Source organism: Pseudomonas sp. JQ170C (genome assembly GCF_035581345.1).
Classification (GTDB): Bacteria; Pseudomonadota; Gammaproteobacteria; order Pseudomonadales; family Pseudomonadaceae; genus Aquipseudomonas.
Genome location: NZ_CP141608.1, coordinates 452,283 through 475,940, shown reverse-complemented (window position 1 = coordinate 475,940; position 23,658 = coordinate 452,283). Strand labels below are relative to the sequence as shown.

Below are 23,658 nucleotides of genomic sequence, written 5' to 3'. Positions count from 1 at the left end.
TCAGGAGCGCCCGGCCGAAACGACAACGGCCCGACCTCTTGTGGAGGCCGGGCCGTTGTCAGTCAGGGTTCAGACGCCGATCAATGACCGACCTTGAACGCCTGATCTGCAGCTTCGAAGCGCGAAACCATCGCAGCCGAAGGGCTGCCGGCCTTGCTGACGAAGTAGATCGCCAAGGCACCGAACAGGAAGCCCGGAATGATTTCGTACAGACCCCAGATAGCGAAGTGCTTCCAGACCACCACGGTGATCGCACCCACCAGGATGCCGGCCAGCGCACCGTTACGGGTCATGCCTTTCCACAGTACCGAGATCAGTACAACCGGACCGAAGGCAGCACCGAAACCGGCCCAGGCGTAGCTGACCAGACCCAGCACGCGGTTTTCCGGATTGGAGGCAATCAGGATGGCAACCACGGCGACCAGCAGTACCATCGCGCGGCCGACCCAGACCAGTTCCAGCTGGGACGCACCCTTACGCAGGAAGGTCTTGTAGAAGTCTTCGGTCAGGGCACTGGAGCACACCAGCAGTTGGCAGCTCAGGGTACTCATCACTGCCGCCAGGATGGCCGAAAGCAGAATGCCAGCGATCCATGGGTTGAACAGAAGCTTGGCCAGTTCGATGAACACACGCTCGTGGTTCTCGTTCACAGGACCCGCAACTTCAGGATGCGCCGAGAAGTAAGCAATACCGAAGAAGCCAACGGCACAGGTACCGACCAGGCAGAGGATCATCCAGGTCATGGAGATGCGACGGGCATTGGCAATCGACTTGACCGAATCAGCAGCCATGAAACGCGCCAGGATATGCGGCTGACCGAAGTAGCCCAGACCCCAACCCATCAGCGAGATGATGCCGATGAAGGTGGTGCCCTTGAGCATGTCGAAATTGCCCGCGTCCTGCAGCTCGATCGCAGCAAAGGTGGTATCGAAGCCACCCGTGGCGATCAGCACGATCACCGGGGTCAGGATCAGGGCGAAGATCATCAGCGTAGCCTGGACAGTATCGGTCCAGCTCACCGCCAGGAAACCACCGACGAAGGTGTAGGCGATAGTCGCCGCAGCGCCTGCCCACAAGGCAGTTTCGTACGACATGCCGAAGGTGCTTTCGAACAGACGGGCACCCGCCACGATGCCCGAGGCGCAATAGATGGTGAAGAACACCAGGATTACCACGGCGGAGATGATCCGCAGCAGCCCGCTCTGGTCCTCGAAACGGCTGGAGAAGTAGTCCGGCAGCGTCAGGGCATCGCCGTTGTGCTCGGTCTGCACACGCAGACGACCGGCAACGAACAGCCAGTTCAGGTAGGCGCCGACGATCAGGCCGATGGCGATCCAGCTTTCCGACAGACCCGACATGTAGATGGCGCCCGGCAGGCCCATCAGCAGCCAGCCGCTCATGTCCGAGGCACCAGCCGAAAGCGCGGTCACGACGCTGCCGAGGCTGCGGCCACCGAGAATGTAGTCGGAGAGGTTGTTGGTGGAGCGATAGGCCATGAAGCCGATCAACACCATTGCCGCGATGTAGATCACGAAAGTGATCAAGGTTGGATTGCTTACACTCATTTGTTGCGCCCTGGCGTTTGTTTTTATGTAGCGACAGCCTCGAAGAGGTTGCACCCAGGCCGCGAATGCTATGCAACAACGCAAAGTAGGTGCAACCAATATTTTTATTCCAGTTGCACCTCGTCGGAAATTTCGGACTACTTAACTTTTTTGCTCCTTTTTGGAGCAAGAAACGCTGTTTCCATACGTAAAACACATCAGAAACAGCCATTTTTGTTGTGGGGTTTTACCTACCTGACGAGTTGCACTTTTTTCCTACAGATTTTGGGTTGCACTAGGTTGCACCCGAAATCGCGCACAGCTAATCTTGGCGCCAGCTTTAGCCACAGCATCGTGGCAATAATGAGGATAAGAAATGGCGACGACCACCCTTGGGGTCAAACTTGACGACCCGACCCGTGAGCGACTCAAAGCAGCTGCGCAGTCCATCGACCGCACGCCGCATTGGTTGATTAAACAGGCAATCTTCAACTACCTGGAAAAGCTCGAGGGTGGCGCCACGCTGACCGAACTCAATGGTCAGGCCAGCAGCAACGGCGACGAAGCCGGTGAAGTCCCGGGCGATCACGCCCACCAGTGCTTCCTCGAATTCGCCGAAAGCATCCTGCCGCAATCGGTACTGCGCTCGGCCATCACTGCAGCCTACCGTCGCCCGGAGCCGGAAGTGGTGCCGATGCTTCTGGAGCAGGCTCGCTTGCCGGCAGACATGGCCGAAGCCACCAACAAGCTGGCCGCCGGCATTGCTGAAAAGCTGCGCAACCAGAAAAGCGCCGGCGGCCGTGCCGGTATCGTCCAGGGCCTGCTGCAGGAATTCTCCCTGTCGTCCCAGGAAGGCGTGGCGCTGATGTGCCTGGCCGAAGCCCTGCTGCGTATCCCCGACAAAGGCACCCGTGACGCCCTGATCCGCGACAAGATCAGCACCGGCAACTGGCAACCGCACCTGGGCAACAGCCCGTCGCTGTTCGTCAACGCCGCGACCTGGGGCCTGCTGCTGACCGGCAAGCTGGTCTCGACCCACAACGAATCTGGCCTCACCTCCTCGCTCAGCCGCATTATCGGCAAGAGCGGCGAGCCGATGATCCGCAAGGGCGTCGACATGGCCATGCGCCTGATGGGCGAACAGTTCGTGACCGGTGAAACCATCGCCGAAGCCCTGGCCAACGCCAGCAAATTCGAAGCCAAGGGCTTCCGCTACTCCTACGACATGCTCGGCGAAGCCGCCCTGACCGAGCACGACGCGCAGAAATACCTGGCCTCCTACGAGCAAGCGATCCACTCGATCGGCAAGGCCTCCCACGGCCGTGGCATCTATGAAGGCCCGGGCATCTCGATCAAGCTGTCGGCCTTGCACCCGCGCTACAGCCGCGCACAGTACGAGCGCGTGATGGAAGAGCTGTATCCACGCCTGCTGTCGCTGACCCTGCTGGCCAAACAATACGACATCGGCCTGAACATCGACGCCGAAGAAGCCGACCGCCTGGAGCTGTCGCTGGACCTGCTCGAGCGCCTGTGCTTCGAGCCGCAGCTGACCGGCTGGAACGGTATCGGCTTCGTCATCCAGGCTTACCAGAAGCGCTGCCCGTATGTGATCGACTACGTGATCGACCTGGCACGCCGCAGCCGTCACCGCCTGATGATTCGCCTGGTAAAAGGCGCCTACTGGGACAGCGAAATCAAGCGCGCCCAGGTCGAAGGCCTGGAAGGCTATCCGGTGTACACCCGCAAGGTGTACACCGACGTGTCCTACATCGCCTGCGCACGCAAGCTGCTGTCGGTACCGGAAGTCATCTACCCGCAGTTCGCCACCCACAACGCCCATACCCTGTCGGCCATCTACCAGATCGCCGGGCAGAACTACTACCCGGGCCAGTACGAGTTCCAGTGCCTGCATGGCATGGGCGAGCCACTTTACGAGCAGGTTGTCGGCAAGGTTGCCGACGGCAAGCTGAACCGTCCGTGCCGCGTGTACGCACCGGTCGGCACCCATGAAACGCTGCTGGCTTACCTGGTTCGCCGCCTGCTGGAAAACGGCGCCAACACCTCGTTCGTCAACCGCATCGCTGACCAGTCGATCTCGATCCAGGAACTGGTCGCCGACCCGGTGGCGACCATCGAGCGCATGGCGACCCAGGAAGGCAGCTTCGGCCTGCCGCACCCGCGCATTCCGCTGCCGCGTGATCTGTACGGTTCCGAGCGCGCCAACTCCGCCGGTATCGACATGGCCAACGAACACCGCCTGGCGTCGCTGTCCTGCGCCCTGCTGGCCACCGCCCACAACAACTGGAAAGCCGCACCGATGCTCGGTTGCGACGCCAGCGACGAAGCCGCGGCACCGGTACTGAACCCGTCCGACCATCGCGATGTGGTCGGTCACGTACAAGAAGCCACCGTTGCCGACGTCGACAACGCCATCCAGTGCGCCCTCAAGGCTGCACCGATCTGGCAGGCCACCCCGCCCGCCGAGCGCGCCGCCATCCTGGAGCGCGCCGCCGACCTGATGGAAGCCGAGATCCAGCCGCTGATGGGCCTGCTGGCCCGCGAAGCAGGCAAGACCTTCGCCAACGCCATCGCCGAAGTCCGCGAAGCCGTCGACTTCCTGCGCTACTACGCCGTGCAGGCCCGCAACGACTTCAGCAACGACGCCCACCGCCCACTGGGCCCGGTGGTGTGCATCAGCCCGTGGAACTTCCCGCTGGCCATTTTCAGCGGCCAAGTGGCTGCTGCGCTGGCCGCAGGCAACCCGGTACTGGCCAAGCCTGCCGAACAGACCCCGCTGGTAGCGGCCCAGGCCGTGCGCCTGCTGCTCGAAGCCGGCATCCCAGAAGGCGTGGTGCAACTGCTGCCAGGACGCGGTGAAACCGTCGGTGCCCGCCTGGTCGGCGACGACCGCGTCAAAGGCGTGATGTTCACCGGCTCCACCGAAGTGGCTCGCCTGCTGCAGCGCAACATCGCCGGCCGTTTGGATGCCCAGGGTCGCCCGATCCCGTTGATCGCCGAGACCGGCGGCCAGAACGCGATGATCGTCGACTCCTCGGCGCTCACCGAACAAGTGGTCATCGACGTGGTCTCCTCGGCGTTCGACAGCGCCGGCCAGCGTTGCTCGGCACTGCGCGTGCTGTGCCTGCAGGAAGACTCCGCCGACCGCGTGATCGAAATGCTCAAGGGCGCCATGGCCGAAAGCCGCCTGGGCAATCCTGAGCGCCTGGCCGTCGACATTGGCCCGGTGATCGACGCCGAAGCCAAGGCTGGCATCGAGAAGCACATCCAGGGCATGCGCGACAAAGGCCGCACCGTGTACCAGGTAGCCATTGCCGATGGCGAGGAAATCAAGCGCGGCACGTTCGTCATGCCAACCCTGATCGAGTTGGACAGCTTCGACGAGCTGCAGCGCGAGATCTTCGGCCCGGTCCTGCACGTGGTGCGCTACAACCGCAAGAACCTTGACCAGCTGATCGAGCAGATCAACGCTTCCGGTTACGGCCTGACCCTGGGTGTACACACCCGGATCGACGAAACCATCGCCAAGGTCATCGACAGCGTCAATGCCGGTAACGTCTACGTCAACCGCAACATCGTCGGTGCCGTGGTCGGTGTGCAGCCGTTCGGTGGTGAGGGCCTGTCTGGTACCGGTCCGAAAGCCGGTGGCCCGCTGTACCTGTACCGCCTGCTGTCGACCCGTCCGGCCGATGCCATCGAGCAGTCGTTCAAGCGTACCGACGGTGAGAACACCCCGGACACTCGCCTGCGCGACGCCATGACCAAGCCACTGCAAGCACTCAAGACCTGGGCTACCAGCAACCAGCTGACCGACCTGGGCAGCCTGTGCGACCAGTTTGCCCAGCAATCGCAGAGCGGTATCAGCCGCCTGCTGGCCGGCCCGACTGGCGAGCGCAACAGCTACACCATCCTGCCGCGCGAGCACGTACTGTGCCTGGCCGAAGTCGAAGCCGATCTGCTGACCCAACTGGCTGCCGTGCTGGCCGTGGGCAGCTCGGCGGTGTGGCCGGAGGGTGAGCTGACCAAGACCCTGCGCAACCGTCTGCCGAAGGATGTTCAGGCACGCATCAAACTGGTCGGTGACTGGACCAAGGACGAAGTCGTGTTCGACGCGGTTCTGCACCACGGCCACTCCGACCAACTGCGCGCCGTGTGCGAGCAGGTGGCCAAGCGTGCCGGTGCGATCGTTGGTGTACATGGCCTGTCGTCGGGTGAAACCTCGATTGCCCTGGAGCGCCTGGTGATCGAGCGCGCGCTGAGCGTCAACACCGCTGCTGCCGGCGGTAACGCAAGCCTGATGACCATCGGCTGATAGCGCTCGCGGGGCAAGCCCGCTCCTACAGGCAATCTGTAGGAGCGGGCTTGCCCCGCGAAGCTTCACCCAACCCCAATCCCAATCCCAAGCAACACGATTCCCCCGACCCAAACCCCATTCACCAGCGACAACCGCCCATTCCCCGCCCCTTCGGGATCCCCTTCGCAAAAATTGATTGCCCGCTGAATCCTGCCCAGCACCCAGCAACTGATCACCACTCCCAACACCGCCACGAGCACAATCAGAGGCATCTCGCCGAGCATTGGCGGCATCAGCATCGACAGCTGCAAAAACACCAGGGTCGCCAGTACCAGGCTGAACGTCAGGCACCAGGGTGACCACGCATACTGCCGCCCGGTGGCGCGAATCTGCCGGTCAACCCGGCTCAACAGCGAGTAGATGAACAGCTCGGGCAGCGCGCAGCGCAGGAGCATGTTCACCTTCACGCCACTGGTTTCCTGGTAGAGCTCCCAGTTGCGGTAAAACCAGAACAACCCATAAAGGCCGAACGTGAAACACGTCATCAACGTCAGTTTGCGCACGGACACCACGAAGAACATGGGCCCGGCCCGGGAACCTGAACTGACAACAGCCTGTGCCGAGGCAAGCGTGGTGATGGACATAAGGCATACCGCCGTGTAGTTGGCGGCCTATCAGATGCTTTTTCCCTCTGGAAAAATGTCGGCTCGCTCCGACTGCCCGGAGCGAGCATTCCGATTCATCTTTTGTCCACACTCTCCCGCTGCTTGCTTCAACCCAGCACCGAACTGACAGCTGTCCCACACCATCACCTGCATCAATCTTGCTGGTCACGCCACCCTGCCATTCCTACACTCAGCCGACTTCAATGACAGGAATGCCGCCATGTCCGAGACCCTGCTCAGCGCCCGCAACCTGGCCTTCGAGCTCTACGAAGTGCTGGATGCCGAGGCCCTTACCCAACGCCCGCGCTTTGCCGAGCACAACCGGGAAACCTTCGATGCCGCGCTGGGCACCGCGCGAACCATTGCCGAGAAGTTCTTCGCCCCGCACAACCGCAAAGGCGACGAGAACGAACCGCGCTATGAAAACGGCGAAGCGGTGCTGATTCCTGAAGTGAAACCGGCTGTCGATGCGTTCCTTGAAGCGGGCTTTCTCAATGCCAGTCGCGATTTCGAAGCCGGCGGCATGCAGCTGCCGACCCTGCTTTCACAGGCCTGTTTTGCCCACTTCCAGGCAGCCAACGCGGGGACGACGGCCTATCCGTTCCTGACCATGGGCGCGGCCAACCTGATCGAGAGTTTTGGCAGCGATGAGCAAAAGCGCCTGTTCCTGCAGCCGATGATCGAGGGGCGGTACTTCGGCACCATGGCCTTGACCGAGCCGCACGCCGGCTCTTCCCTGGCCGATATCCGCACCCGCGCTGAACCTGCCGGCGACGGCAGCTACCGGCTGCGCGGCAACAAGATTTTTATCTCGGGCGGCGACCATCCGCTGTCGGAAAACATTGTCCACATGGTGCTGGCCAAGCTGCCGGATGCCCCGCCGGGGGTGAAGGGCATTTCGCTGTTCATCGTGCCCAAGTTCCTGGTCAACGCCGATGGCAGCCTGGGGCCACGCAACGATGTGCTGCTGGCCGGGCTGTTCCACAAGATGGGCTGGCGCGGCACCACCTCCACGGCACTGAACTTCGGCGACAACGGCCAATGCGTAGGCTACCTGGTGGGCAAACCGCACCAAGGCCTGGCGTGTATGTTCCAAATGATGAACGAGGCACGCATCGGCGTGGGCATGGGCGCGGTGATGCTCGGCTACGCCGGTTACCTGTATTCGCTGGACTACGCTCGCCAACGCCCCCAGGGCAGGCCGCTGGACAACAAGGACCCGGCCACCGCCGCTGTGCCGATCATCAGCCACAGCGATGTGAAGCGCATGCTGCTGACCCAGAAGGCGTATGTCGAAGGCGCCTTCGACTTGGGCCTGTATGCGGCACGGTTGTTCGACGACACCCAGAGCGGCGACAGCGAACTCCAGCGCCAGCAGGCCCACGAATTGCTCGATCTGCTGACCCCGATCGTCAAATCCTGGCCATCGGAGTTCTGTCTCAAGGCCAACGAACTGGCGATCCAGATTCTCGGCGGCCACGGCTACACCCGCGAATACCCGGTCGAGCAGTATTACCGCGACAACCGCCTGAACCCCATTCACGAAGGCACCCACGGCATTCAGTCACTGGACCTGCTCGGGCGCAAGCTGGCGCAAAACGGCGGTGCCGGCCTCAAGCAGTTGGTGCGTTTGATTGCCGGCACCTGCGAACGGGCGCGGGGTTACCCCGGCCTTGATCACCTGCGCACGCCCCTCGAGCAGCTGCAGGTTCGCCTGCAAAGCGTCACCCTGGGCCTGCTTGGCGATCTGGCCCAAGGCCAGGTGAACAGTGCCCTGGCCAACTCGGCGCTGTACCTCAAGGCCTTCGGCCACTGCGTGATCGGCTGGCGCTGGCTGGAGCAGGCGATCCGCGCCGAGCAGGGCCTGGAACGGGGTGATCCGGCCGACCGCGACTTCTACAAGGGCAAGTTGCAGGCCGCCCGTTATTTCCTGACCTGGGAAGTGCCGGGCTGCCATAATGAGCTGTCATTGCTCGAGGCTCGCGACGATACGTGCCAGGGCATGCACGACGAGTGGTTCTGAGGGGGAGCCACCGTACCCACGGAGGTTCTTCATGTTCGAGTTGACCGCTTTGCTGCGCCAGCGCTTCGCCGCCCTGCGCAGCACGGCCGAATTCTTTTCCTTGCGGCATGTGCAGCAGTCCCAGCAGCACCTGTCGGTGCGCAAGAACGTTGCCGAGCCGCCGTTCTTCAGCCGTGACGAAGGCGCGATGCTGACGGTTCGGCTCAACGGCGTCGAAGCCTATGCGGCCACCGCCGACCTGTCGCAATCAGGCCTGCAACGCGCCCTGGAGCAAGCCGAGGCGCTCGCCCGGCAGATCGCCGGCTGCGCCCTGCTCGACCTGCGCGAGCAACCGGTCGCCACCGGGCGCACCGACTACTGCTCCCCCAACCTTGAACAACCCGTGGCCTCGCTGGCGGACTGCTTTGCCCTGCTGGCCCGCGAATCGGCCAGCGTGCCCGCCGATAGCCGCCTGGTGAACTGGCAGGCAAGCCTGGGCATCAGCACCGTCGAGCAGATCTACCTCAATACCGCCGGCGCCGAACAGCGTCAGGCCCAGCGTTTCATCTACCCGGGCTTCACCGCCACCGCCTTCGATGGCCAGGACAGCCAGAGCCGCAGCCTGGGCCGGGAGAATTTCGGCCAGCAAGGCGGCATGGATGTAATCGAGCGTTGCGGCCTGCTGGGTGCCGGGGCCAAGGTCGCCGACCAGGCCCTGCAACTGCTGCTCGCACCCAACACCCCGAGCGGGGTGCGCGACCTGCTGCTGATGCCCGACCAGATGATGCTGCAGATCCACGAGTCCATCGGCCACCCATTGGAAATGGACCGCATCCTCGGTGACGAGCGCAATTACGCTGGCACCAGCTTCGTCAACGCCAGCGATTTCGGCACCCTGCAGTACGGCTCGAAACTGCTCAACGTGACCTTTGACCCGACCATCGGCGAGGAGCTGGCCAGCTACAGCCATGACGACGATGGCACCGCCGCCAACAAGCAATTCCTGATCCGCGACGGCCTGCTGCTACGCCCGTTGGGCGGTGCGCTGTCGCAGTTCCGCTCGGGCCTGGACGGCGTCGCCAACAGCCGCGCCTGCGGCTGGAACCGCGCGCCGATCGACCGCATGGCCAACCTCAACATCGAGCCGGGTGACCAGAGCCTGGCGCAATTGGTCGGCGGCATCGAGCGCGGCATCCTGATGCGCACCAACCGTTCCTGGTCCATTGATGATGCCCGCAACAAGTTCCAGTTCGGCTGCGAATGGGGCCAGTTGATCGAGAACGGTGAGCTCAAGGGCGTGGTCAAGAACCCCAACTACCGGGGGATCTCCGCGCAGTTCTGGGGCAACCTCAGCGCCGTGGGCGATGCCAGCACCTTCCAGGTCCTGGGAACACCCAACTGCGGCAAGGGCGAACCCAATCAGGTGGTGCGGGTGGGCCATGCTTCACCCGCCTGCGTGTTCAGCCAGATCGACGTATTCGGAGGAGACGCCTGATGGCTGCCACCCCACTGCACAGCTTTCAACGCCTGTTGCAGAGCCTGCAAGAACAGGTTCGCGCGCCGGAACACTTCACCCTCAGCTACAGCGCCGAGCACTCCCGATTCATTCGTTTCAACCACGCCAAGGTGCGCCAGGCCGGCGAAGTCCAGCAAGCCAGCTGCGTGCTGAAACTGGTCATGGATGGCCGCCAGGGCGAGCTGCAGTTCACCCTGGGCAACGACCCCGACGTCGATCAGCAGCGCCTGGCCCAGGCCATCGAACAGCTGCGCCAGACCTTGCCGCTGCTCGAAGCCGACCCCTACCTGCAACTCAACGACAGCGCCTGGCAGAGCCATAGCGTGCAAGACCCGCCGCTGCCCGACCTTGCCCAGGTACTGGCGCAGATCGAACTGGGGGCCGGGGAACTGGATCTGGTCGGCATCTATGCCGCAGGGCCGATCTGCCGGGGCTTTGCCAGCTCGTTCGGGGCCTTCGGCTGGCACCAGGCCAACAGCTTCAACTTCGACTGGAGCCTGTTCCACCGCAACGGCCAGGCGGTCAAGGCCAACTACGCCGGTCAGCAGTGGGACAGCGAGGTCTTCTCACAGCGCCTGCGCCAGGCGCGGGAACAACTGGAATACCTGGGGCGACCACTCAAGACCCTGGCACCTGGCGAGTACCGCGCCTACCTGGCGCCCGCGGCCATGGACGAGATCATGGGCATGCTGTGCTGGGGTGGCTTCTCCGCCCATTCCCTGGCCACCAAGAACAGTCCGTTGCAGCGCTTGTACGATGGCGATGCCCGCCTGAACCCGATGGTCAGCATCGCCGAACAGGTCAGCGGCTCGCTGAGCCCGAGCTTCTCCGATGAAGGTACGCCGCGCAGCGACCTGCGCCTGATCGAGCAGGGCCGTGGCCTTGACCGGTTGATCTGCGCCCGCAGCGCCGCCGAGTTCGAGCTGGCGGCCAACGGCGCCGACAGCCATGAATCGCCTTGCGCCCTGAGCCTGGCCGGTGGCGAGCTGGACCAGCACGACATCCTCGCGCGCCTGGGTACCGGCTTGTACATCAGCAACCTCTGGTACCTGAACTTCTCCGACCTGCCGGCCGCCCGCATGACCGGGCTGACCCGCTTTGCCACTTTCTGGGTCGAGAACGGCCAGATCCAGGCACCGGTGAGCACCATGCGCTTCGATGACAGCGTCTACAGTTTGCTGGGGTCGCAGTTGGAGGCGTTGACCCGCGAGCGGGAGTTGATCCTGTCGACCAGTACCTATGGCCAGCGCCAGACCAGTTCCAGCCATTTGCCGGGGGCTCTGGTCAACCGCCTGACATTGACGTTGTGATTGATCACGAGGCCAGTCCGCGCCTGCCGCAGTAGCGGGCTGGCCCCGAGATACAGCCCTGAAGGACCAGCCATGCCAAGCCGCGCCCCGCTCGACCCCGTCACCGCCCGCTGGATCCCCTGGGTGGTGGCCATCGCCTTCTTCATGCAGTCCCTGGACGGCACCATCCTCAACACCGCCCTGCCAGCCATGGCCCGGGACCTGGCCGAAGACCCGCTGCGCATGCAGTCGGTGATCATCGCCTACATGCTCACCGTGGCCCTGCTGATTCCGGCCTCTGGCTGGATTGCCGACCGCTTTGGCACCAAACGGATCTTTTTCGGCGCGATCCTGCTGTTCAGCCTGGGCTCGCTGCTGTGTGCCCTGTCCGAAAGCCTGAGCATGCTGGTGGCGGCGCGGGTGGTCCAGGGCCTGGGGGGCGCCTTGATGCTGCCGGTCGGGCGCCTGGTGGTGCTGCGCGCCTACCCCCGCTCGGAACTGGTGCGGATCATGAGCTTCATCACCATTCCCGGCCTGCTCGGCCCATTGCTGGGCCCGACCATGGGCGGCTGGCTGGTGGAGATTCTCAGCTGGCACTGGATTTTCCTGCTCAACCTGCCGGTCGGCGTCATTGGCTGCTATGCCGTGTGGCGCTTCATTCCCGACCTGCGCGGCAGTGAGCGCACGCGCTTCGACGGCGTCGGTTTTGTGCTGTTCGGCGCGGCGATGGTGCTGATCACGATCGCCATGGAAGGCCTGGGCGAACTGCACCTGCCCCACCTGCGGGTGATGCTGTTGCTGTTTGCCGGCATGGCATGCCTGGCGGCTTACTGGCTACGCGCCGGCAGCATCGACAACCCGCTGTTCTCGCCCCGGCTGTTCCGCACCCGGACCTTCTCCGTCGGCATCCTGGGCAACCTGTTCGCCCGCCTGGGCAGTGGCGCCCTGCCGTTCCTGGTGCCGTTGCTGCTGCAAGTGGCCCTGGGCTATTCGCCGGCCCAGGCCGGGATGAGCATGATCCCCCTGGCAGCGGCGGCCATGCTGGCCAAGTCCATCGCCCGCCCGCTGATCGAGCGCTTCGGCTACCGCACCATCCTCACCGGCAACACCCTGCTGCTCGGCCTACTGCTGGCAAGCCTGGGCCTGGTAGACGAGCAGACGCCCTATGGGCTTCTGCTGTTCCAGCTGGGCCTGCTCGGCGCGGTCAACTCCATGCAGTTCACGGCGATGAACACCGTCACCCTGATCGACCTTGACGACGCCAGCGCCAGCAGCGGCAATAGCCTGCTGTCGGTGGTGGCGCAGTTGTCCCTGAGCCTGGGTGTCGCCTGTGCCGGCGCCCTGCTGGGGGGCTTCAGCGCCGCGGGCAGCGCCGAAGGTGTGGACAGCACACTGGGGGCTTTCCAGCTCACGTTCCTGACCATCGGCCTGATGGCCATGCTGGCGGCGGCGATCTTCATGCAACTGTCCAAGGCAGACGGAAGGCGTGCCCCTCGTCCGGAACCGGAGATAGAGCCTTAGGGCACAAGGCCATGAGGCTGGTACACTGCGCGACATTTTGTTTTGCAGGCCCGCCTCGTGACCACCATTGCCACCGCCTTCGCCACTTTGCCGCTGTCCGCCGCCATGCTGGCCAACCTGGACGCCCTCGGCTACGCCCAGATGACCCCGATCCAGGCCCAGAGCCTGCCGGTAATCCTCAAGGGCATGGACCTGATCGCCCAGGCCAAGACCGGTAGCGGCAAGACCGCCGCATTCGGCATCGGCCTGCTCAACCCGATCAACCCGCGTTATTTCGGCTGCCAGGCCCTGGTGCTGTGCCCAACGCGCGAGCTGGCCGACCAGGTCGCCAAAGAGCTGCGCCGCCTGGCCCGTGCCGAAGACAACATCAAGATCCTGACCCTGTGCGGCGGCGTGTCGCTGGGCCCGCAGATCGCCTCGCTGGAGCATGGCGCGCACATCATTGTCGGCACGCCGGGCCGCGTGCAGCAGCACCTGAGCAAGGGCACCCTGGTGCTCGACGGCCTCAACAAGCTGATTCTCGACGAAGCCGACCGCATGCTCGACATGGGCTTCTACGACGCCATCGCCGACATCATCGGGCAGACCCCCCAGCGCCGTCAGACCCTGCTGTTCTCCGCCACCTACCCGGCCGGCATCAAGCAACTGGCCTCGAGCTTCATGCGCGATCCACAGACCGTGAAAGTCGAAGCCCTGCACGCCGACAGCCAGATCGAACAGCGTTTCTACGAAATCGCCCCCGAACAGCGCATGGAAGCGGTGAACAAAGTGCTGGGGCACTTCCGCCCACAGTCCTGCGTGGCGTTCTGCTTCACCAAGCAGCAGTGCCAGGAGCTGGTCGAACACCTGCAGGCCAAGGGCATTTCGGCCCAGGCCCTGCACGGCGACCTGGAGCAGCGTGACCGTGACCAGGTCCTGACCCTGTTCGCCAACCGCAGCCTGTCGGTACTGGTCGCCACCGACGTCGCCGCCCGCGGCCTGGACATCGATGCCCTGGACATGGTCATCAACGTCGAGCTGGCTCGCGACGCCGAGATCCACGTACACCGTGTAGGCCGTACGGGCCGTGCCGGTGAAAAAGGCCTGGCCGTCAGCCTGGTCGCCCCGGCCGAAGGTCATCGCGCCCAGGCCATCGAAGTGATCCAGAAAGCGCCGCTGCGCTGGGAACAGCTGGACAGCCTCAAGGCCCAGGGCGGCGCCCCGCTGCTGCCGACCATGAGCACCCTGTGCATTGCCGCCGGCCGTAAAGACAAGCTGCGTCCGGGCGATATCCTCGGCGCCCTGACAGGTGACGCCGGCTTGCCGGGTACCCAGGTCGGCAAGATTGCCATTTTCGACTTCCAGGCCTTTGTGGCGGTGGAGCGTGCGGTGGCCAAGCAGGCGCTGGCGCGCCTGAACAGCGGCAAGATCAAAGGCCGTTCGCTGCGGGTACGGATCGTTTAATAGCCTTCCTCGCGGGGCAAGCCCGCTCTCGCATCCCCTGTAGGAGCGGGCTTGCCCCACGAACGCTTCACCCCAAATCTTGAGGAATCAGCAGTGCGTTCCACCGAAGTAATCATCATTGGCGCAGGCGCCGCCGGCCTGATGTGTGCCCTGACTGCCGCCGGCTGCGGCCGCCAGGTGCTGCTGCTCGACCACGCCAACAAGCCAGGCAAGAAAATCCTGATGTCCGGCGGTGGCCGCTGCAACTTCACCAACATGTACACCGAGCCTGCCAACTTCCTCTCGCAGAACCCGCACTTCTGCAAGTCGGCCCTGGCCCGCTACACCCAGTGGGACTTCATCGAGATGGTCGGCAAGCACGCCGTGCCCTATCACGAGAAAAAGCTCGGTCAGTTGTTCTGCGATAACAAATCCAGCGACATCCTCGACATGCTCCTGGCCGAATGCAGTAACGCCGGCGCCGAACTGCGCATGGATACCCGCATTGACCAGATCGAGAAAGTCGACGGCGGCTATCTGCTCGAAACCAGCGCCGGCCAGTTCCAGTGCCAATCGCTGGTGATCGCCACCGGCGGCTTGTCGATCCCGACCCTGGGCGCTACCGGCTTCGGCTATCAGGTCGCCCGCCAGTTCGGCCATACCCTGCTGCCTACCCGCGCAGGCCTTGTGCCCTTCACCATCACCGAGCCGCAGCTCAAGGCGATCTGCACCGAGCTGTCCGGCACCTCGGTGGATTGCGTGGCCAGCTGCAACGGCACCAGCTTTCGCGAGAACCTGCTGTTCACTCACCGTGGCCTGAGCGGCCCGGCGATCCTGCAGATCTCGTCGTTCTGGGAAGCCGGTGACAGCGTCGAAATAAACCTACTGCCCGAGCACGACGCCCTGAGCTGGCTGCAGCAGCAACAGGCCGAACGCCCCAACAGTGAGCTCAAGACCCTGCTGGGTGAAGTCTTCACCAAGAAGATGGCCAACCTGCTCGCCGAACACTGGTTCGTCTCCAAGCCGATGAAGCAGTACACCCCGGCCGAGCTCGTCCAGGTCAGCGAGAAACTGGCGGCCTGGCAGGTGGTACCCGCCGGCACCGAGGGCTACCGCACGGCCGAGGTGACGCTGGGCGGCGTCGATACCCGCGAAGTATCGTCCAAGACCATGGAGTCGCTGAAAAGTCCGGGCCTGTACTTTATCGGCGAAGTACTCGATGTCAGCGGTCACCTCGGCGGCTTCAACTTCCAGTGGGCCTGGGCCTCGGCGTACGCGGCAGCGCAGTTCGTCTAACCTTCGCGGTAGAATCAGCGCATCAAGGAACAAATTTTGCTGGTCAGGTGACGGTGGTAACACCACTGCCATCTGACTGGCTCAATTTCGATCATCGCTCAAGGCCTGCCGACCCGACATGTCATCCTCCTCGCTCAGCCAATCGTTGCGCCGCCTCTGGGCCCTGGACAAATTCAGCTATGCCATCCGTGTCCTGATCGCCCTGACAGGCAGCATGCTGCTGTGCTGGTACCAGGACGAGATGAGCCTGCTGATTCCGCTGTTCCTGGGCATTATCGCCAGCGCCCTGGCCGAGACCGACGACAGCTGGCAAGGTCGCCTCAATGCCCTGGCCGTGACCCTGGTGTGTTTTACCGTCGCGGCGTTGTCGGTGGAGCTGCTGTTCCCCTACCCGATTATCTTTGTCTGTGCTCTGGCACTGGCCAGTTTTGCCCTGACCATGCTCGGCGCGCTGGGCGAGCGCTACGGCGCCATCGCCTCGGCCACGCTGATTCTCTCGGTCTATACCATGATCGGTGTGGACCAGCGGGGTGGCGAAGTTACCGATTTCTGGCACGAGCCGCTGTTGCTGGTGGCGGGCGCCGCCTGGTACGGGTTGCTGTCGGTGCTGTGGCAGGTGCTGTTCTCCAACCAGCCCGTGCAGCAAAGCCTGGCGCGGTTGTTTCGCGAGCTGGGGCGCTACCTCAAGCTCAAGGCCACGCTGTTCGAGCCGATCCGCCAGTTGGACGTCGAGGCCCGGCGCCTGGAACTGGCCCAGCAGAACGGCCGGGTCGTGGCCGCGCTCAATGCCGCCAAGGAGATCATCCTGCACCGGGTCGGCAATGGCCGGCCGGGCTCGAAAGTCAGCCGTTACCTGAAGCTGTACTTCCTGGCCCAGGACATCCACGAGCGCGCCAGCTCCTCGCACTACCCCTACAACGCCCTGACCGAAGCCTTCTTCCACAGTGACGTGCTGTTCCGCTGCCAGCGCCTGCTGCGCCAGCAAGGGGTGGCCTGCCAGCAGTTGTCCGAGTCGATCCAGCTGCGCCAGCCGTTCATCTACGACACCGGCTTTGCCCAGGCCCTGGAAGACCTCAATGCCTCCCTGGAGCACCTGCGTATCCAGAGCAACCCGGCCTGGCGTGGGCTGCTGCGTTCGTTGCGCGCCCTGGCCGCCAACCTGACAACCCTGGACCGCCTGCTCAGCGATGCGAGCAATCCGGACAACCTCGCCGATGCCAGCGACAGCAGCCTGCTCGACCGTTCGCCGCACAGCCTGGCGGATGTCTGGAATCGCCTGCGCCAACAGATGACACCCACTTCATTGCTGTTTCGCCATGCCCTGCGCCTGCCCCTGGCGTTGTCGATCGGCTATGGCATGGTGCACCTGATCCACCCCACCCAGGGTTACTGGATCATCCTCACCACCCTGTTTGTCTGCCAGCCCAACTACGGTGCGACCCGGCGCAAGCTGGTGCAGCGGATCATCGGTACCGGCATCGGCCTGACTGTCGGCTGGGCGCTGTTTGACCTGTTCCCCAGCCCGATCATCCAGTCACTGTTCGCCGTGGCGGCCGGGGTGGTGTTCTTCGTCAACCGCACCACCCGCTACACCTTGGCCACTGCAGCAATCACCCTGATGGTGCTGTTCTGCTTCAACCAGATCGGCGACGGTTACGGGCTGTTCCTGCCGCGCCTGTTCGATACCCTGGTGGGCAGCCTGATCGCCATCCTGGCGGTGTTCCTGTTCCTGCCCGACTGGCAGGGCCGGCGCCTGAACAAGGTGCTGGCCAACACCCTGAGCTGCAACAGCATCTACCTGCGCCAGATCATGCAGCAGTACGCCCAGGGCAAGCGTGATGACCTGGCCTACCGCCTGGCGCGGCGCAACGCCCACAACGCCGATGCCGCGCTGTCGACCACCCTGGCCAACATGCTCATGGAGCCGGGACATTTTCGTAAGGAAGCGGATGTCGGCTTTCGCTTCCTGGTGCTCTCCCACACCTTGCTCAGTTACCTCTCGGGCCTGGGTGCGCACCGCGAAACCACGTTGCCGGCCGATGTCCACGAGCAGTTGATCGACGGTGCCGGCGCCAGCCTTGCCAAGAGCCTGGACGAAATTGCCGAAGGCCTGGCCAGCAAGTTGCCGGTGGCAATCCACAGCGATGCCGAAGAAGCCCTGGCCAATGCGCTCGAGCAGATGCCCGAGGATATGGAAGAGAACCAGCGCCTGGTGCAAACACAGCTGGCCCTGATCTGTCGCCAACTGGGCCCCTTGCGCACCCTGGCCGCCCATTTGATCAAGGATGCCGAGGCCTGATCAGAAGCCGTGGTACTCAAGCAAGCGTGCATAGCTGCCATCGGCCTTCATCTGGGTGATGGCGCGGTTGAAGTCGGCGACGATCTTTTCATGGCCCGGGGTCTTGAGGCTCACCAGGATATGCAGGGCGTTCTCGGCCAGGGGCTTGTCGACGAGCTCGACGCTATCGCGAACCCAGCGAGATTCACGCTGTAGAAAGTAGCGGGCGACGTACTCGTCTTCCAGGGTCAACCCCACCCTGCCCGCGGCCAACATGCGCACGGCCACTGTGAAATTGCGTACCGGTATCTTCTGCAGCTGGCTGTCGGCATCGAACTCGGGCGAGTAGGCATAGTCGCGGACAATGGCGATGGGATAGGGGTAGAGGTCGCTCCAGGCGTTGAACCTGAAGTCATCGCCCTTCTGCTTGAGCAAGCGAATACGGTTGGTCAGGTAGCTGGCGGAGAACTGCCCAATGTAGGTACGGCTTTCGTTGAACCAGGCGTTGATCAATACGTCGTATCGCCCCTCGCCTATTCCAAGCAGCGCCCGTGCCCAGGGCACTTGCTCGAACTCACTGTCGTAACCCGCACGCTGCAAGGCAGTGGTGACAATCACTGTCGCCAGGCCACCGCCGGGTTTACTGGCATCGGTAAAGGGGGGCCAGCTGTCCGCGACCAGGCGCAGCTTCTCCGCCTGTGCGGCGTTGAACGCCAGCAACAACCCAAGAAAACCCAAGGCTCGAAGCAGTGTCGACATGCTCAAATCCTTTAGCAGGCGTGTCGTTACACACCGTTGATTGCGACTGCTTGAGCGCTTCCGGTGCCCGCAAGTGTGCGCAGGTTACACAAAGATGTAACCCGGCGCAGCGCGCAATGATAGCAAAATGCCGTCACCTTGAGCTGCGTCACACCTTGAGTCGAGGGCGGGCACTTTGCGCCTCGTCGTTGCGCCTTTCATCTGCCATGATCAAGGCAATCAACTGCTCGAGCGCTACCTATGTCCATCGACTGGATCTGCAAACATCACAGCGACCTTGGCAAGGAACAACTCTATGCCATTCTGCAGCTACGCACCCAAGTCTTCGTTGTAGAGCAAAAATGCGCCTACCAGGACGTCGATGGCCAGGACCTGGACGGCGACACCTGTCACTTGATGGGCTGGGAAAATGACACGCTGCAGTGCTACTTGCGCTTGCTCGACCCACAGTCCCAGGGCGGTGACGTGGTGATCGGTCGCGTGGTAACGGCGCCCTCGGCACGCGGCCGCGGGCTGGGGCATGAATTGATGGAAGAGGCCCTTGAACAGGCCGAGAAACACTGGCCGGGCGTGCCGGTGTACCTGTCGGCCCAGGCGCACCTGCAAGACTACTATGGGCGTTATGGCTTTACGGTGGTGGGTGAGGAGTACCTGGAAGACGACATTGCGCATATCGGCATGCGCCGCGGCTGAACGCATCGCGGGGCAAGCCCGCTCCTACGGCAGGAGCGGGCTTGCCCCGCGAAATTTATTCAGGGATACCCCAACACCTCACGAATCCCCCGCAGGTGCTGGATGATCCACTGCTTGTCGATCGCCCCCCAATCACGAATCCGGTAGTGCCCGGCGTGATTGCGCGCGCCCTCCTGCTGCTCGAACTCACAGACGATATCCAGGTCAGCCAGCGCGGCGATGGTGTCCTGGGCGGTGCGACGGGGCATGCCCGTTGCCTCCATCAACGCCGGCACGCTGCTGGCCGTCTGGCTGTCGATCAGCCAGGCGACGTACAAGCGGCGGTAGAAACTGGTCTTGGTCTTGCTCACGTCCATTGGCAGGTCCTTACGGCTTACCCGTTGCCGGGCAGCTCGCGGTAGGTCAGGTAGACACGCAGGTCGAACTCCAATTGATGGTAGCCCGGCAGCATGTGTTCACAGAGCTGGTAAAACGCCTTGTTGTGATCGCTTTCCTTCAAGTGGGCCAGTTCATGCACCACGATCATCTTCAGAAATTGCGGCGCTGCCTCCTTGAACAACGAGGCAATGCGGATTTCTTTCTTTGCCTTGAGCTTGCCACCTTGCACCCGGGACACCGCCGTATGCAGCCCCAATGCCCGGTGTGTCAGGTCCAGGCGATTGTCGAACAGCACCTTGTCCAGGTTGGGGGCGTTGCGCAGGTACTCCTGCTTCAAGCCCTGGGCGTAGCTGTACAGTGCCTTGTCGCTTTGCACGGCATGACGCTCCGGGTAGCGCTGCTGCAGGTAATCCCCCAGGCGATTGCTGGCGATCATCTGACGGACCTGGTCTTGCAGGGCGGGAGGATAGGCTTGCAGGTATTTGAGCGCAGTCATGAGGCGAAAGCAGGTGAAAAAAACGCAGTTTACCCAACTACAGCAGGTACCAGTCAAAAAAGCCCGGGAACTCACTCGCATCCGTGGCCGTCATGGGGTGCGCCACCAGGAAGCCCTGGGCGAACTCGCAACCACTGGCGCGTAACCAGCGGGCCTGCTCGTAGGTCTCGACCCCTTCGGCGATGGTACTGATCCCGAACTGCTGGCAAAGCTCGATCACACAGCGGACCAGGGCGCCATCGACCGCAGAACCTGGCAGTTTCGCCACCAGATGGCGATCAAGCTTGAGCGTATCAATAGGCAGGTCGCGCAACAGGCTCAACGAGCAATCACCCGCGCCGAAGTCGTCCAGTGCGATGCGCACGCCCAACTCGCGGAGTTTGTGCAGCTGCTTGAAGGCTTCATCGCGGTTGTACATCAGCGACGTCTCGGCGACTTCGACCTCCAACTGGGCAGGTGCAAGTGCGTGAGTGGCGATCACCCGCGCCAGCTCTTCAACCAGATTGGGCATGGCAAACTGCACCCTGCTCAGGCTCATGCTCAGCACCACGTCCGGGCCAAAACACTCGCTCCAGGCCCGGCGTTGCGCCGCACCTTGCTGGTAGATCCAGCTGGCCAGGCGATTGATCAGCCGGGCCTCTTCGAGCAAGGGAATGAACAAGCCCGGCGGCACATCCCCGACACTGGGGTGGCGCCAGCGCAACAAGGCCTCGAAGCCGCGCAAGCGTCCATCGGCAAAGGCAACCTGAGGCTGATAGACCAGGCTGAAATCCCCGTGCCCGATCGCATCGCGCACGCTGTCTTCGAGCATCTGCCGTGAGCGCGCCCGGCCATTGAGGTCATGGTCGTAATAGCGGTACTGCTGACGCCCGGACTGCTTGGCGGCATACATCGCCGCATCGGCCGCACGCAGCAACCCATCAAGGCCCAAGCCGCAATCCGGGTAGGTGGCGATGCCGATACTGACCCCCAGCGTCACCTCCAGCCCTTCGATGTCCTGGCAGATGGACACACGCTCGATCAGCTTCTCGGCAAAGCGCGCGGCCTGTTCGGGGCAGTCCAGCGCATCGAGCAGCGCGGTGAATTCGTCACCGCCCATGCGCGCGAGAATGGCGCAGGTGCCCAGGCAGTCCTTGAGCTGCTCGGCCACCCAATGCAGGACACGGTCACCGATTTCATGGCCAAGGGAGTCGTTGATGCGTTTGAAGCCGTCCAGGTCCAGGTACAACAAGGCCTGGGACTTGTCCGAACGCTCGTTGCGCACCAGCGCGCTTTCGGCAGCCTGGTAGAAACCACGCCGATTGAGCAGCCCGGTCAGCGGGTCGGTCACGGCCTGATACTCCAGCTGCTGATGCAGGCTGCGCACCACTGACATATCCAGCACCGTCACCACCATCGCCCGCCGCTCGCCCGGAAGCGGTGCGCACGACAGCGCCACCGGCAGCGGATGCCCCCCTGCGGTACGCAGCACAGCATCGTGAACGCGGAAAATCTCCCGATCCAGGTAGGTTTGATAGAACGGCGACTCGGACCATACCGTCGCGCCCGGCGACTGCACATAAGCCAGAAGATCGGTGCCCTGCAAACGTTCAACCGGCGCATCGAGCAACCGCGAAATCGCTGGGTTGGCAAAGCAGATCAAGCCGTCATCGGCCACCACCAGGATGCCCTCGGCCGCGTTCTCCAACACCGAGGCGTTGAAGGCGCGCTCGGTTTCCAGGTCGCGGCTCAAGCGCTGCAGCGAACGCCGGTTGCGCTGCTGCTCAAGCAACGCCTGCACCTTGGGCTTGAGAATCTGCGGATCGAAGGGTTTGAACAGGTAATCCACCGCACCGCTGGCATAGCCCTTGAGCACGGCGGCCTGGGACTGTTCGTTGGCGGTGAGGAAAATGATCGGCGTCAGCCGCGTACGCTGGCTGCCGCGCATAAGACGGGCGACTTCAAAACCATCCATGCCTGGCATCTGCACATCCAGCAGCACCAGATCCACTTCGTGCTCGAGCAGCGCACTCAAGGCTTCTGTCCCCGAGCTTGCAGTCAGTACCTGCCAGTCCTGACGCGCCAGCAGGGCACGCATACTCACCAGGTTTTCCGGGTAGTCATCAACGACTAGAAGGACTGAGCCGTTTTCATGTGACGGAGGTTGCGCGCAATCCATGCTGCTTCTCTTGTGGCACAAGTCGAATTTCGGTTGAAATCCGAGCCTAACTCTAGACCTCGCTGCCTTAAACCTGAAGTTATCACCTTGCCACTATCCACGGAAACGCTCGTTAGCCGACTAACGGTCTGTCCGATCAGGCCATACCAGCCTCTAGATTGGCGCCAGGCATAAAAAAACCCGCATCGCTGCGGGTTTTTTCATACGGTCAGGTCTTAGTTGACCTTGGCCGCCAGCTCACCCTTGAGGTAGCGCTGGAACATGCCTTCCAGGGAGATCGGCTTGATCTTGGAGGCATTGCCGGCAGTACCGAAGGCTTCGTAACGGGCAATGCAGACATCACGCATGGCCGTTACGGTGGCGCCGAAGAACTTGCGCGGGTCGAACTCGCTCGGGTTTTGCGCCATCAGGCGACGCATGGCACCGGTGGAGGCCAGGCGCAGGTCGGTGTCGATGTTGACCTTGCGAACGCCGTACTTGATGCCTTCGACGATTTCTTCGACCGGCACGCCGTAGGTTTCTTTGATGTCGCCGCCGTACTGGTTGATGATCGCCAGCCATTCCTGCGGAACCGAGGAAGAACCGTGCATCACCAGGTGGGTGTTGGGGATGCGCTTGTGGATTTCCTTGATACGGTCGATCGCCAGGACGTCACCGGTTGGTGGCTTGGTGAACTTGTAGGCGCCGTGGCTGGTACCGATGGCGATAGCCAGGGCATCGACCTGGGTCTTCTTGACGAAGTCGGCGGCTTCTTCCGGATCGGTCAGCATCTGGCTGTGATCCAGGATGCCTTCGGCACCGATGCCGTCTTCTTCGCCGGCCATGCCGGTTTCCAGCGAGCCCAGGCAGCCCAGTTCGCCTTCAACCGAAACGCCGCAGGCGTGCGCCATGGCAACGGTCTGCTGGGTAACACGGACGTTGTACTCGTAGTCGGTCGGGGTCTTGCCGTCTTCGCCGAGCGAACCGTCCATCATCACCGAGCTGAAGCCCAGTTGGATCGAGCGCTGGCAAACGTCAGGGCTGGTGCCGTGGTCCTGGTGCATGCACACCGGGATATGCGGGAATTCTTCGATCGCGGCCAGGATCAGGTGGCGCAGGAACGGGGCACCGGCGTATTTGCGGGCACCGGCCGAGGCCTGGACAATCACCGGAGAGTCGGTCTTGTCGGCGGCTTCCATGATGGCGCGCATCTGCTCGAGGTTGTTGACGTTGAAAGCTGGAACGCCGTAGCCGAATTCGGCGGCGTGGTCCAGCATCTGGCGCATGCTAATGAGTGCCATTGTGTATCTCTCTCCCGACAAGCGTCGTTTTTCGTGCAAGCCTGCCGCA

16 protein-coding genes are annotated in these 23,658 nt (G+C 63.0%); 9 read left to right on the top strand and 7 right to left on the bottom strand.

What is annotated here, in order from left to right; translation table 11 throughout:
• Nucleotides 1-80: 80 nt before the first annotated feature.
• A complete protein-coding gene (gene putP, locus U9R80_RS02070; protein WP_301838339.1) occupies nucleotides 81-1,565 on the bottom strand; it encodes a sodium/proline symporter PutP in 1,485 nt (494 codons plus the stop codon).
• 355 nt (nucleotides 1,566-1,920) lie between these two features.
• Here putP and putA point away from each other — a divergent pair, with 355 nt between their 5' ends.
• Nucleotides 1,921-5,874, top strand: a complete 3,954-nt coding sequence (gene putA, locus U9R80_RS02065) for a trifunctional transcriptional regulator/proline dehydrogenase/L-glutamate gamma-semialdehyde dehydrogenase (RefSeq protein WP_301838341.1) — start codon at nucleotides 1,921-1,923, stop codon at nucleotides 5,872-5,874.
• A 65-nt stretch (nucleotides 5,875-5,939) separates the two neighbouring features.
• On the opposite strand, the gene U9R80_RS02060 is transcribed toward putA, so the two are convergent.
• Entirely contained in the window at nucleotides 5,940-6,500 is a 561-nt protein-coding gene (locus U9R80_RS02060; RefSeq protein WP_301838343.1) for a hypothetical protein, read from the bottom strand.
• A 241-nt stretch (nucleotides 6,501-6,741) separates the two neighbouring features.
• Here U9R80_RS02060 and U9R80_RS02055 point away from each other — a divergent pair, with 241 nt between their 5' ends.
• The 7 genes from U9R80_RS02055 to yccS all read left to right on the top strand — a co-directional run bounded on the left by U9R80_RS02055 (nucleotide 6,742) and on the right by yccS (nucleotide 17,866).
• Nucleotides 6,742-8,544: an acyl-CoA dehydrogenase gene (locus U9R80_RS02055; RefSeq protein WP_301838344.1), complete on the top strand. Its 1,803-nt coding sequence runs from the start codon at nucleotides 6,742-6,744 to the stop codon at nucleotides 8,542-8,544.
• Nucleotides 8,545-8,575: 31 nt separating this feature from the next.
• Nucleotides 8,576-10,018: a TldD/PmbA family protein gene (locus U9R80_RS02050; RefSeq protein WP_301838345.1), complete on the top strand. Its 1,443-nt coding sequence runs from the start codon at nucleotides 8,576-8,578 to the stop codon at nucleotides 10,016-10,018.
• Nucleotides 10,018-11,349, top strand: coding sequence for a TldD/PmbA family protein (locus U9R80_RS02045; protein ID WP_301838347.1), 1,332 nt, complete (start codon nucleotides 10,018-10,020; stop codon nucleotides 11,347-11,349). The genes U9R80_RS02050 and U9R80_RS02045 overlap by 1 nt, the downstream gene beginning before the upstream one ends.
• Before the next feature lie 72 nt (nucleotides 11,350-11,421).
• On the top strand, nucleotides 11,422-12,849 hold the full coding sequence (gene mdtD / locus U9R80_RS02040) for a multidrug transporter subunit MdtD (protein ID WP_301838348.1): 1,428 nt from the start codon (nucleotides 11,422-11,424) through the stop codon (nucleotides 12,847-12,849).
• Nucleotides 12,850-12,954: 105 nt separating this feature from the next.
• Nucleotides 12,955-14,292: an ATP-dependent RNA helicase DbpA gene (dbpA, locus tag U9R80_RS02035; protein WP_301838661.1), complete on the top strand. Its 1,338-nt coding sequence runs from the start codon at nucleotides 12,955-12,957 to the stop codon at nucleotides 14,290-14,292.
• 93 nt (nucleotides 14,293-14,385) lie between these two features.
• A complete protein-coding gene (locus tag U9R80_RS02030; protein WP_301838350.1) occupies nucleotides 14,386-15,567 on the top strand; it encodes an NAD(P)/FAD-dependent oxidoreductase in 1,182 nt (393 codons plus the stop codon).
• 118 nt (nucleotides 15,568-15,685) lie between these two features.
• Nucleotides 15,686-17,866, top strand: a complete 2,181-nt coding sequence (yccS, locus tag U9R80_RS02025; RefSeq protein WP_301838351.1) for a YccS family putative transporter — start codon at nucleotides 15,686-15,688, stop codon at nucleotides 17,864-17,866.
• Here yccS and U9R80_RS02020 read toward each other — a convergent pair whose 3' ends face one another.
• A complete protein-coding gene (locus U9R80_RS02020; protein WP_301838352.1) occupies nucleotides 17,867-18,604 on the bottom strand; it encodes a substrate-binding periplasmic protein in 738 nt (245 codons plus the stop codon). It lies immediately after the preceding gene.
• Between the two features lie 240 nt (nucleotides 18,605-18,844).
• Here U9R80_RS02020 and U9R80_RS02015 point away from each other — a divergent pair, with 240 nt between their 5' ends.
• Entirely contained in the window at nucleotides 18,845-19,297 is a 453-nt protein-coding gene (locus U9R80_RS02015) for a GNAT family N-acetyltransferase (protein ID WP_301838353.1), read from the top strand.
• 59 nt (nucleotides 19,298-19,356) lie between these two features.
• Here U9R80_RS02015 and U9R80_RS02010 read toward each other — a convergent pair whose 3' ends face one another.
• From U9R80_RS02010 to fba, 4 genes are all read right to left on the bottom strand, one after another.
• Complete coding sequence (locus U9R80_RS02010; protein ID WP_028945616.1) at nucleotides 19,357-19,653, bottom strand: winged helix-turn-helix domain-containing protein; 297 nt, start codon at nucleotides 19,651-19,653, stop codon at nucleotides 19,357-19,359.
• A 17-nt stretch (nucleotides 19,654-19,670) separates the two neighbouring features.
• The gene (locus tag U9R80_RS02005; RefSeq protein ID WP_301838354.1) at nucleotides 19,671-20,171 is read right to left on the bottom strand and encodes a M48 metallopeptidase family protein; all 501 of its coding nucleotides are present in this window, start codon (nucleotides 20,169-20,171) and stop codon (nucleotides 19,671-19,673) included.
• Between the two features lie 37 nt (nucleotides 20,172-20,208).
• Nucleotides 20,209-22,329, bottom strand: a complete 2,121-nt coding sequence (locus tag U9R80_RS02000; protein WP_301838355.1) for a putative bifunctional diguanylate cyclase/phosphodiesterase — start codon at nucleotides 22,327-22,329, stop codon at nucleotides 20,209-20,211.
• A 215-nt stretch (nucleotides 22,330-22,544) separates the two neighbouring features.
• The gene (gene fba / locus U9R80_RS01995; protein WP_045182031.1) at nucleotides 22,545-23,609 is read right to left on the bottom strand and encodes a class II fructose-bisphosphate aldolase; all 1,065 of its coding nucleotides are present in this window, start codon (nucleotides 23,607-23,609) and stop codon (nucleotides 22,545-22,547) included.
• Nucleotides 23,610-23,658 lie beyond the last annotated feature (49 nt).